This is a genomic window from Pseudomonas sp. WMBT8 (assembly GCF_050916005.1).
GTDB lineage: Bacteria > Pseudomonadota > Gammaproteobacteria > Pseudomonadales > Pseudomonadaceae > Aquipseudomonas.
The window spans coordinates 1,831,458-1,841,131 of record NZ_CP188096.1 but is presented as its reverse complement, the minus strand read 5'-3'; the positions used below and the strand labels follow the sequence as shown (position 1 = coordinate 1,841,131).

Below are 9,674 nucleotides of genomic sequence, written 5' to 3'. Positions count from 1 at the left end.
ATTGCATATCGACCACCTTCAGTCCTCCAGCAGGCTTCTAACTATTGAAAACTTGAGAAGGAGATCCGTCACTGACACTAGAAATTCTTGAGATGTATAATGCGTACTCCCCTCATCGTCCCTCTAGGTTTCAGAAGGTCTTAGGACTGTGCTTGCGACCGGCACAACAATAAAAATTATGCCTCGCAGTAAAATTATAAACCAACGAGTCCAGGAAGATGGTACTTCACCGCTCCTATAGCCTTACATGACAATGAGAGAATTATTCTCGGTTACAATTTAGTTAAGTCACCATCACCTCACAACGTATTTTTTATACAGCACCTGCAATATTGCATAGGGTCTTTAAACCCTCACCAATCCGGGGTAGCTATCAAAAAAGCAACAACCCCTCATTATTCTCAAAAACCTCAGATGGATTCGCTAACTTCATAAGGTTTGAAGCGCATTACCTCCTCCCCAATCCAGTCATTCAACTGCGTCATTCGCGCCTGAATCGGCTCCAGTTCATTGGCCGCATAAATCTGCGCCGCCTCCCTGATCGACCCAAATCCACCCGCGTTCTGCGGCACGATGCCCATGAGCTGCGGCGGAATGCGCAAGCTGGCCAGCACGTCATCGCGGGTCTGGTTTTTGATCGAGTTGAATTCGTCCTTGGCCGTCACTTCGCTGACCGGGATGATCTGCAGGCCGTCCTTTTTGCCGTTCGGCGAGTACACGAACAGGTTGCGGAAGTTGCCAGGCCCCTTGGAGTCCTTCAGTGCCTTGCGTAGGGAATCAACGTCCGCCTCGTTCTGAGCGGCGTCGGTCATGTAGAGAATGAAACCGGCATGGCTGCCGTTCTCGTAATACTTGCGGCGAAACAGCGTGGCGGATTCATTCAGCAATGCCGACTGCAACGCACTGATCCACTCTGGCAGCCCATACACCTCCTGGTGCAGATCCGCCTCGCGTAGATGGAAGACCGTGCCCGGTTCAAATTCATGTTCTTCGTTCCACCCCTGAACCATGAACTGCCGACCATCCTTGCCAGAGCGCATGTACTTCGCCAGCGGCGGTACCAGCTCACGCACTGGGCCGAGCATTGAGCGGCGGGCCTCCAAGTACCCATTACCCAGGCAAAGGAAGTCCAGGGCAAACTGTTCAAACGCCGCCCGCGATAGCAACCGGTGCGGGACGAAGGTCTTACTCAACAGGTTGCGCTTGAACATCAGACCCGAATGCAGATGCACGCTGGAACCCACCGACCGCGCCAGGCCATCCAGCGACAGAGGTGGCTCGTACCAGCGCCCGTTAAACCAGCATTCCAGATAATCAAACACCTCCCGACCGCTCAGGACCGGCGAAGGGTCACCGAAGCTGAACGCCTCGATCTTGCCCTCACTGCGCGGGATAAACTCCTGCGTTGTCACTGCGGGCACCTGGGCCATCTGTTTGGTACTTCTGCGGCGGTTCGACATCAAAAAATCTCCATCCGCCCGGTGTTGGCAGTGGTCTGCCCCTCCAGCGGTTCATTGTGCAATGCGTGAAAGAGCGCCCATGCCAGGTCGGCATGGCCGGTGTTATCGTTGCGGCCGGCGGTATAGGTGAATTGGCGACCGCCTGCGGTGATGGTCTTGCGAATCGCCATCAGCGACTGCGCCATGTCAGTCCAGCCGGCGTCGAACTCCAGCCGGCCCCGGTGGATCACGTCGTAAGCCTTGAGCACCAGGCGCGTCTTGACCTCGGGCGAGTAGCTGAAGGTGGTGACGTTGGGGAAGAATTGGCGAACCAGCTGCGCCACGCCGCTGCCCAGCCCGGTAACGTCGATCCCGATGTAGGTCACCCAGTAACGGTCGCAGACAGCTTTGATGACGCTGGCCTGGGCCGCGAAGTCCATGCCCCGGAACTGGTGGCGTTCCAGTACGCGGAATTTTCCACCTGGCACCAGCGGCGGCGCGACCACCACCAAGCCTGAACAATCACCGGTTTCAGCGGGGTCATAACCCACCCATACCTGGCGGTCACCGAAGGGCCGTATGGCAAACGGCTTGTAGTCCTCGGCCCACTCGACCCAGCTGTCGACCATGCATGGCTGCAGCACGGTCAGCGGGAAGATGCTCGCGCCGTCGTCGACGAACTCGCACATCAGCAGGTTGGCGAAAGCCTCGGGACTGTACTCACGACGCAGTTCTTCAATGTCGAACAGGTCGCAACCGCCCTGCTCCGCATCGAGGATGGTGACAATCTGGCGCCACAACCGATCCTCACAGAGCCGCCCCTGTTGGAGAGCCCCGTGGGAGACGTCGACTTTGGTATGTTGCGCCGCTGGTTTACCTTTGTTGAAGCGCTCACCGGTCCAAAAGGTGTAGGCCTCATGTGCCATGGTCGATGGCGTCGAGAAGTAGGTTTTGCGCCACTTTTTGTGCATCGCCATGCCCGAGGCGACCTTGTTCAACTCCTCAAACTTGAAGGTCCAGAAGAATTCGTCGAAATAGAAGTTGCCGTGGTAGCCCTGGGCCGTCCGAGCGTTGGTGCCGAGGAAAAACAGCTCGGCGCCGTTCGGTAACACGATGGGATCACCGGTCAGCTCGACGCCGATCACCTCACGCGCAAACGCCTGGATGTACCCACGAAACAGATAGGCCTGGTTCTTCGACGCTGACAGGAAGATTTGATTGCGCCCGGTTTCCAGCGCATCAATGAAAGCCTCGCGAGCAAAGTAGTAAGTGGCACCGATCTGCCGGCTCTTGAGGATGACGCGAGTGCGCTGATTGCCTGCCCGATGCCAGTCTTTCTGGTAATCGAAGCAGCCATCGATAAACGCCTCGCGCAGCAGCTCAATCTGGTCTTCGCTGATGTCGTTTTTCGGAGTCTTTTTCTTCGGTCCTTCGTTGCGTTTGGCAAGGTTCGGGTTGAGTTCGGTTTCGGTACCACCACCCTGGAAGCGCTGAATGCGAGCCTGGCGCTCCAACTGCCGGTGCAGCAAATCAATCTCTTTGAAGTCGCCGCTGCTCTTCCCCTCCTTGAGGATCAGTTGCACCAGCCGTGCTTCCAAAGCCCCGCCGATCCGTTCAACGTTGTCGGCCCGATCCCATTCGTCACGGGCCTTCCAGCTGTGTAGCGTTTTTTCCTTTTCGCCCGTAGCCTCGGCGATCTCGCAGATACGCCAGCCCATCCAATACAGAAACTTGGATTGGCGCCGGGGATCGATGGGGAGCAGTTCGGTCGTAGTCATGGCCGCGATGCTGCCGCCCATGCCTGCGAGTCAGTAGCTCCGCCTCTTGTAACAGCCCTTCCTACAATCCCGCCTCGTTGCCGCAACTCGCGCGCGTCACGACCATGCCCCTCATTGCAACGCACTTAGCGCCCAACGCATTGAGGATTCCCGGCATGAAGAAATTTCGCAGTAATTGGTTTCGCGTCGCCGTCGAGGGCGCTACCTCTGACAAGCGCACCATCAAACGCAGTTGGTTGGAACAGGCGGCGAAGAACTTCAATCCAGCCACCTATGGTGCTCGCATCTGGCTGGAACACTTCCGCAGCCTGCTGCCCGACAGCCCTTTCAAGGCCTACGGTGACGTGCTCGCGGTCAAGACTGAAGAAGTGGAAATCAACGGCCAGAAGAAGCTGGCCCTGTTCGCCCAGGTAGAGCCGACGCCCGATCTGATCGCCATGAACAAGGCCAAGCAGAAGATTTACACCTCGATCGAAATCGACGACAGCTTCTCGGACACCGGCGAGGCCTACATCGTCGGCCTGGCGGTGACCGATTCCCCGGCCAGCCTGGGCACCGATGTGCTGTCTTTCTCCGCGCAGAAGCCAGAATCCAGCCCATTCAAAGACCGTCATTATTCCGCGACGTCGATGTTCACCGAGGCAGTGGAAACCGAGCTGCTGTTTGAAGAAGTCGAAGAAAAACCCAGCCTCGGCGCCCAGCTTTTCAGCAAAGTTCAGGCTCTTCTGGGTGGCAAACAGGCCAAGGACGACGCCGAGTTTGCGCAGATCGGCCAGGCCGTCGAAGCGATTGCCGACCACGTTAAGGATCTGCCCGACCAGTTGGCCGCAGAGAAGAAATTTTCAGGAGAACTGAAAACGACGGTCGAGCAGCTCAGCAAAGACCTGACCGAGCTAAAAACTACGCTCGGCAACACTCAGGACCATTCCCAAATCCAGCGCCCACCGGTAACCGGCGGCGGCAAACAAGCCCTGGCTGAATTCTGACCTGCGGCCTTAACCGCCCAGCCCACTATCGGAGACACCCATGCGTAACGACACTCGAAAACTCTTTACCGGCTACCTCGGTCAGGTTGCCCAGCTCAACCGCGTTGAGTCGGCCACTGCAACATTCAGCGTCGATCCGACCATCCAGCAGAAGCTGGAAACCAAGATCCAGGAGTCGAGCGAGTTCCTGACCAAGATCAACGTCCTCGGCGTCGACGAACAGGAAGGCGAAAAGGTGGGCATGGGCGTGGGCAGCACCGTTGCCAGCCGCACCAACACCAAGATCAAGAAGCGCGAGCCGAGCAGCATCGGCACTCTGTCCAGCGACAAATACCGCGCTGAACAAACCGACTTCGACACCTACGTCAGCTACAAACAGCTCGACGCCTGGGCCAAGTTCCCGGACTTCCAAACCCGCCTGTCTAGCGCCATTGCCCAGCGTCAGGCGCTCGACCGCATCCAGATCGGCTTCTACGGCACCTCGGCAGCCGAGCAAACCGACCGCACGGCACACCCTCTGTTGGAAGACGTCAACATCGGCTGGCTCCAGCAGTACCGCACTCATGCACCCGACCGAGTGCTGAAGGAAGGCGCTATCGCTGGCAAGATCACCATCGGCAAAACCGGCGACTTCAAGAACATCGACGCCTTGGTCTACGACGCCATCCAATTGCTGGATCCGTGGTATCGCCGTAACCCTGGCCTGGTGGTGCTGACAGGCCGCGAGCTGGTACACGACAAGTTCCTGGCCCTGGTCAACAAGGACCAAGACTCCACCAACACCCTGGCCAGCGACCTGATCATCTCTCAACGTCGCGTCGGGGGCCTGCCGCTGTACGAAGTGCCGTACATCCCAGAAGGCACGATCCTGATCACCACCTTCGCCAACCTGTCGGTGTACTGGCAGATCGGTGCTCGCCGCCGCTACCTCAAGGAAGAGCCGGAGTGGAACCGCGTCAGTAACTTCGAATCGTCGAACGAAGCCTACGTCGTCGAGGAATACGGCCTCGGATGCCTGCTGGAAAACATCAAGCCGGTTGAAGACGCAAGCAGCGAGGGTTAATCCCATGGCACTCAGCATCGCCCAAGCCCACCAACGCCGCGCACGCGCGGCAATGGAGGCAGCGAAAACAGCACCACAGCAATCCATGGCCGGCGCCACCGCCTACGAGCATCAGTTGAATCAGCTGCTGCAAGACCGCTTGCGCCTCAAAGCCATCCAGTCCAACGAAGGCAAAGCCGCGCTCAAGCTGCAACTGCTGCCCGAGTACGTCCCGTATGTCGAAGGTGTGCTTGAGGCCGGCCATGGTGCCCAAGACGACGTCATGACCACCGTCATGGTGTGGCGTGTCGACGTCGAGGACTACAGCGGCGCTCTGGACATCGCCGACTACGTGCTCAAGCACAAGCTGATCATGCCGGACCGATTCGAACGCACCACCGGTTGCCTGGTCGCGGAAGAAATCGCCACAGCCGCGCTGAAAGCACAGAAGGCCAATGGCAATTTCGACCTGAGCATCCTGCACCGCACCGTCGAGCTGACCGACGCCGAAGACATGCCTGATCAGGCTCGCGCCAAGCTGTTCCTGGCGACTGGCCGAGCCACCTTGCACGGCATTACCGCCGAAGAACCGGGCCAGCCTGGACAGATTCAGGCCGGTATCGACCTGCTTAAGCGCGCAATCGAATTGCATGACGGTTGCGGCGGCAAAAAGGATTTGGACGGCGCCGAGCGCCTCCTGAAAAAACACGCTGCACCAAGCAGCTAACCGAGCGTCCCCACGCACCCCGCCGGCTCGGGGCGGATCGGCCAGGCCGCTCCTCCTGAACGTGAAGCCCCGACCACCGGCGACCTATTTTCGAGTGCAGTTCATGAGCGCATTTGTAGCCAGCGGCCCTGTCGCAGGCGGTCATATCAACACCGACCCCTTCTGGCCGTCGATTGACCTGGACCACTTGCGCGCCACCCTGCGCATCAACGACAGCGTCACCCCGGCCCGACTGGAAACCGCCGTGATTTCTGCCGCCATCAACCTCAACCGCGAGCTGGCCGAGTGGCGGAAAGCCCAGCAAGCAGCCGGCCACGCCAAGCTGGACGACGTACCCGGTGATCGCATCAATTACGTGTCGGTAAAGGCCCACCTCTACCGCCGTGCCATCGAAGCCGCTACCGGCGCCGAAGTCTGCGAGCGTTACCGCGATTACAGCGCCACGAATGCCGGCAGCCAGAAGGCCGAAGAAGTCACCCCCACCATTGACGACTACCGCCGCGACCTGCGTTGGGCTGTGCGCGACTTTCTTGGTCGCACCCGCACCACCGTGGAGTTGATCTGATGGCCGTCGCGGTCCGTGCAAATCAAAACGACACGGTCGACGCCCTGTGCTGGCGTTTCTACGGCCGCACCGCAGGCGTCACCGAGGCCGTCCTTGAAGCCAACCCCGGCCTGGCCGACCAGGGCCCAATCCTGCCGCAAGGCTTTGTCGTCAACATGCCCGAAGCCCAAACCAGCGCCCCGCAGCGGCAAATGGTGAACCTATGGGACTGACTGAGCTGCACCCGGACCTTGAACCCACCAACCCTGGACAACGGAATGAAGCGCATGCCTGAACGTCCCGACACCTGGGCCTGGCTCGCCGCCTGGCTCGAACAGAACTGGCCGACTCTTTACGCCGGAGTCCTCGCCGTGATCATCGCAGCCCTAAGGATCATGTACGGCGGCGGCACGGTGCGCCGCATGCTGATCGAGGCGCCGCTGTGCGGCACCTTGGCCCTGGCTGCCAGCCATGGCTTGGCCTTGCTCGGCATCCCAACCACCACCGCGCCGTTTTTCGGCGGTGTGATTGGTTTGCTCGGCGTGGAGGGCACGCGCGCGGTCGCCAAGAAGTTTTTCACCCGCAAGGTAGAACAGCTATGACGACCCTACGACACGGCGACCGCTCGCAGGCAGTACGCACGCTGCAAAAGAATCTCAACAGCCACGGCGCCAAGCTGGATGTGGACGGCAGTTATGGCGACAGCACCGAAACCGCTGTCCGTGCCTATCAGCTCAAGGTTGGTCTGGTCGTTGATGGCGTAGCCGGCGAAAAAACCCAAACCAGCCTGGCCGGCGGTGACTGCGCCAAGCTGCTGCGCAACAACGATCTGATCGCTGCCGCCGAACGCCTCGGCGTGCCGCTGGCAAGCATCTACGCCATCAACGAAGTGGAATCCAAGGGCAAGGGCTTCTTCGACAACGGCAAGCCAGTGATCCTTTTCGAACGGCACATCATGTACCGCCAGCTCGCCAAGGTGCGGCACGACGGCGATGACCCGGCCGAACTCAAGCACCACGCCGACCAGCTCGCCGCCGTCAATCCCGCCCTGGTAAACCCAAAGTCGGGCGGATACTCCGGCGGTACCGCCGAACACCAGCGCCTGGCCATGGCCCGGCTGATCGATGACACCGCCGCCCTTGAATCTGCGTCATGGGGGGCTTTCCAGATCATGGGCTTCCACTGGCAGCGCCTGGGCTATACCAGCGTGCAGGACTTCGTGGCAGCCATGAGTGCCAGCGAATCGCAACAGTTCGACGCCTTCACCCGCTTCATTGAAACCGACCCGGTGTTGCAAAAAGCGCTGAAAGCCCGCAAATGGGCCGAATTCGCCAAGCTCTACAACGGTCCGGACTATCAGCGAAACCTCTACGACGTGAAGCTACAGCGTGCCTACGAACGGCACGCCGACTGCGGTTGCGGGCAAGGGGTAGCCGCATGATCGACTTCGAAGCGGTGCAAAAACTGCGAGTGCAGGACGGCGATCTGCTGGTGGTGCCGGAATCCACCGAACAGGACGATATGCAAGTGCTGGCCGAGGCCATTCAGTTGATGAGCGGTGCCAGGGCCGTGATCGTTCGCGGCCCTATTAAACAACTCGATACCGAAGCCATGAATAAGCTCGGCTGGTACCGCGCATGAGCACCCTGCGCCAGGCCCTGTACGGCATTGCCTTGCTCGGTGCCCTGGCGCTGCTGATCTGGGGCCAGCAACAGCGCATCAACGTCGCCGTGGGTAAAGCCGAACGGGAAGAATCTGCGGCTAAGACCGCCCGCGCAGACGCCGACCGCAACCTGACCACCGCCAACACGCTCAAGACCGCCCTAAAACAGGAACGTGACGCCCAAAGTGCCCTGCGAACTCAGCAGGATCAGTTACGCCAGGGCCTGGCAAAGCGCGAGCGAACCATAGAGGAGCTGAAACGTGAAAACGCCGAACTACGCACCTGGGCTACTCAGCCTTTGCCTGATGCTGCTCGCAGGTTGCGAGAGCGCCCCGCCCTTACCGGCGCCGACGCTTATCGTCAGTGGTTGTCCGGCCGTAGTGCCGTGCCAGTTGCCGGCGACCAGCCCACGCAATAATGGTGACCAGCTCACCGACCAGGACCGCGTCGAAGCCGCCTGGGCCGACTGTGCGGCGCAGGTCGACATGGTTTACCAACATCAGCAGGCAGCGCCATGAACAAGCCTGAAAGCCTACGCGCCCACCTCCTGGCCACCGTCGCCGAATTCAAGCACAACCCTGACCGGCTGCTGATCTTTATCAACAACGGCAAAGTTCGCTGCACCTCTGCGCCAAGCCTCTCTTTTGAGTACAGCTTCGAACTGCAGATCATCCTCACAGAGTTCGCAGGACACCCTGATAGCGTGATGCTCCCACTGTTGGGCTGGCTCAGCGTCAACCAATCCGAGCTGCTCGACAACCTCGATAAAGTGAAGAACGGCTTCCAATTTGAGGCCGAAATTCTCAATAAAGACCTGGTGGACCTCAGTATTACCCTGCCGCTGACAGAGAAAGTGATCGTCGGCCAAGATGACCAGGGCCACACCACCGTCAAGCACCCAAACGAGCCGCAGCGTGTAGCGGGCTACCTCGACCCGAACTGGAAGCCTGGCGCCCAGGGCAACACCAGCGAATGGTTTGTCCCAGATGGCAAATGATCTGGAAGCCCTCGAGACCTGGGCAGCGACGCTGCTGGAACGGCTTGAGCCTGGGGCACGCAATCAACTGGCCCGCAGCATCGGCCAGGACCTGCGTCGCAGCCAACAAAAACGGGTTACTGCCCAGCAGAACCCGGACGGCAGCAAGTTTGCCCCCCGTAAACAGCGCAATCTGCGTGGTAAGCAGGGGCATATCCGCCGCAAGTTGGAAATGTTCAAGAAGCTGAAGAACGCCACCTACCTCAAGGCCCGAGGCGACAGCAACGCCATATCTGTGGGCTTTACCGGGCGAATCGCCCGAATTGCCAGGGTTCACCAGTATGGGCTGAAGGACCGCGCAGAGCGTGGCGCTCCAGACGTGCAATACGAACAACGTGAAGTGCTGGGATTCACCGAGGCGGATCTTGATGTGATCCGTGACAGCTTGCTTGCGCACCTGACACTGTAAAACCCCTCCCTACAAGGCAGCGAAGCTGCACCCGCGCACGCGTGGCGCCA

At 59.6% G+C, this 9,674-nt stretch carries 13 protein-coding genes and 1 pseudogene; 12 read left to right on the top strand and 2 right to left on the bottom strand.

Annotated features, from left to right (window positions below):
• Positions 1–410 precede the first annotated feature (410 nt).
• Both ACO77H_RS08180 and ACO77H_RS08175 read right to left on the bottom strand, forming a co-directional pair.
• Positions 411–1,460, bottom strand: a complete 1,050-nt coding sequence (locus ACO77H_RS08180) for a phage portal protein (protein WP_432755268.1) — start codon at positions 1,458–1,460, stop codon at positions 411–413.
• Positions 1,460–3,217 (bottom strand): terminase ATPase subunit family protein, encoded by a 1,758-nt coding sequence (locus ACO77H_RS08175; protein ID WP_432755267.1) that lies wholly within the window; start codon positions 3,215–3,217, stop codon positions 1,460–1,462. Before ACO77H_RS08175 ends, ACO77H_RS08180 begins: the two co-directional genes overlap by 1 nt.
• A 155-nt stretch (positions 3,218–3,372) precedes the next feature.
• On the opposite strand from ACO77H_RS08175, the gene ACO77H_RS08170 reads away from it, so the two are divergent.
• The 12 genes and pseudogenes from ACO77H_RS08170 (at position 3,373) to ACO77H_RS08115 (ending at position 9,624) form a co-directional block, all read left to right on the top strand.
• Positions 3,373–4,203, top strand: a complete 831-nt coding sequence (locus ACO77H_RS08170; RefSeq protein WP_432755266.1) for a GPO family capsid scaffolding protein — start codon at positions 3,373–3,375, stop codon at positions 4,201–4,203.
• Between the two features lie 40 nt (positions 4,204–4,243).
• Entirely contained in the window at positions 4,244–5,266 is a 1,023-nt protein-coding gene (locus ACO77H_RS08165) for a phage major capsid protein, P2 family (RefSeq protein WP_432755265.1), read from the top strand.
• Between the two features lie 4 nt (positions 5,267–5,270).
• Positions 5,271–5,972, top strand: a complete 702-nt coding sequence (locus ACO77H_RS08160; protein ID WP_432755264.1) for a terminase endonuclease subunit — start codon at positions 5,271–5,273, stop codon at positions 5,970–5,972.
• A 103-nt stretch (positions 5,973–6,075) separates the two neighbouring features.
• A complete protein-coding gene (locus tag ACO77H_RS08155) occupies positions 6,076–6,537 on the top strand; it encodes a head completion/stabilization protein (RefSeq protein ID WP_432755263.1) in 462 nt (153 codons plus the stop codon).
• Positions 6,537–6,749 carry a tail protein X gene (locus tag ACO77H_RS08150; RefSeq protein WP_198849215.1) on the top strand — a complete coding sequence of 71 codons (213 nt, stop codon included), beginning with the start codon at positions 6,537–6,539 and terminating at the stop codon, positions 6,747–6,749. The genes ACO77H_RS08155 and ACO77H_RS08150 overlap by 1 nt, the downstream gene beginning before the upstream one ends.
• Positions 6,750–6,794: 45 nt before the next feature.
• Positions 6,795–7,118, top strand: coding sequence for a phage holin, lambda family (locus ACO77H_RS08145; protein ID WP_170043373.1), 324 nt, complete (start codon positions 6,795–6,797; stop codon positions 7,116–7,118).
• Positions 7,115–7,957: an N-acetylmuramidase domain-containing protein gene (locus tag ACO77H_RS08140; protein ID WP_432755262.1), complete on the top strand. Its 843-nt coding sequence runs from the start codon at positions 7,115–7,117 to the stop codon at positions 7,955–7,957. The genes ACO77H_RS08145 and ACO77H_RS08140 overlap by 4 nt, the downstream gene beginning before the upstream one ends.
• Positions 7,954–8,157, top strand: a complete 204-nt coding sequence (locus ACO77H_RS08135; protein ID WP_128592886.1) for a hypothetical protein — start codon at positions 7,954–7,956, stop codon at positions 8,155–8,157. Before ACO77H_RS08140 ends, ACO77H_RS08135 begins: the two co-directional genes overlap by 4 nt.
• Positions 8,154–8,597, top strand: coding sequence for an Rz-like lysis system protein LysB (gene lysB, locus ACO77H_RS08130; RefSeq protein ID WP_432755261.1), 444 nt, complete (start codon positions 8,154–8,156; stop codon positions 8,595–8,597). The genes ACO77H_RS08135 and lysB overlap by 4 nt, the downstream gene beginning before the upstream one ends.
• Positions 8,512–8,697: pseudogene (lysC, locus tag ACO77H_RS08125) on the top strand (Rz1-like lysis system protein LysC); the annotation flags it as partial. The gene lysB and the pseudogene lysC, both read left to right, overlap by 86 nt.
• Positions 8,694–9,176 carry a phage tail protein gene (locus tag ACO77H_RS08120; protein ID WP_432755260.1) on the top strand — a complete coding sequence of 161 codons (483 nt, stop codon included), beginning with the start codon at positions 8,694–8,696 and terminating at the stop codon, positions 9,174–9,176. The pseudogene lysC and the gene ACO77H_RS08120, both read left to right, overlap by 4 nt.
• On the top strand, positions 9,166–9,624 hold the full coding sequence (locus ACO77H_RS08115; RefSeq protein ID WP_432755259.1) for a phage virion morphogenesis protein: 459 nt from the start codon (positions 9,166–9,168) through the stop codon (positions 9,622–9,624). Before ACO77H_RS08120 ends, ACO77H_RS08115 begins: the two co-directional genes overlap by 11 nt.
• The last annotated feature ends 50 nt before the right edge of the window (positions 9,625–9,674 follow it).

Excerpts from the sequence above, each read along its gene's own strand:
- ACO77H_RS08180 (WP_432755268.1), bottom strand. The coding sequence starts at position 1,460 with ATGTCGAACCGCCGCAGAAGTACCAAACAGATGGCCCAGGTGCCCGCA.
- ACO77H_RS08140 (WP_432755262.1), top strand. The coding sequence starts at position 7,115 with ATGACGACCCTACGACACGGCGACCGCTCGCAGGCAGTACGCACGCTG.
- ACO77H_RS08115 (WP_432755259.1), top strand. The coding sequence starts at position 9,166 with ATGGCAAATGATCTGGAAGCCCTCGAGACCTGGGCAGCGACGCTGCTG.
- ACO77H_RS08150 (WP_198849215.1), top strand. The coding sequence starts at position 6,537 with ATGGCCGTCGCGGTCCGTGCAAATCAAAACGACACGGTCGACGCCCTG.
- ACO77H_RS08160 (WP_432755264.1), top strand. The coding sequence starts at position 5,271 with ATGGCACTCAGCATCGCCCAAGCCCACCAACGCCGCGCACGCGCGGCA.
- ACO77H_RS08155 (WP_432755263.1), top strand. The coding sequence starts at position 6,076 with ATGAGCGCATTTGTAGCCAGCGGCCCTGTCGCAGGCGGTCATATCAAC.
- ACO77H_RS08145 (WP_170043373.1), top strand. The coding sequence starts at position 6,795 with ATGAAGCGCATGCCTGAACGTCCCGACACCTGGGCCTGGCTCGCCGCC.
- ACO77H_RS08175 (WP_432755267.1), bottom strand. The coding sequence starts at position 3,217 with ATGACTACGACCGAACTGCTCCCCATCGATCCCCGGCGCCAATCCAAG.
- ACO77H_RS08120 (WP_432755260.1), top strand. The coding sequence starts at position 8,694 with ATGAACAAGCCTGAAAGCCTACGCGCCCACCTCCTGGCCACCGTCGCC.
- ACO77H_RS08135 (WP_128592886.1), top strand. The coding sequence starts at position 7,954 with ATGATCGACTTCGAAGCGGTGCAAAAACTGCGAGTGCAGGACGGCGAT.
- lysB (WP_432755261.1), top strand. The coding sequence starts at position 8,154 with ATGAGCACCCTGCGCCAGGCCCTGTACGGCATTGCCTTGCTCGGTGCC.
- ACO77H_RS08165 (WP_432755265.1), top strand. The coding sequence starts at position 4,244 with ATGCGTAACGACACTCGAAAACTCTTTACCGGCTACCTCGGTCAGGTT.
- ACO77H_RS08170 (WP_432755266.1), top strand. The coding sequence starts at position 3,373 with ATGAAGAAATTTCGCAGTAATTGGTTTCGCGTCGCCGTCGAGGGCGCT.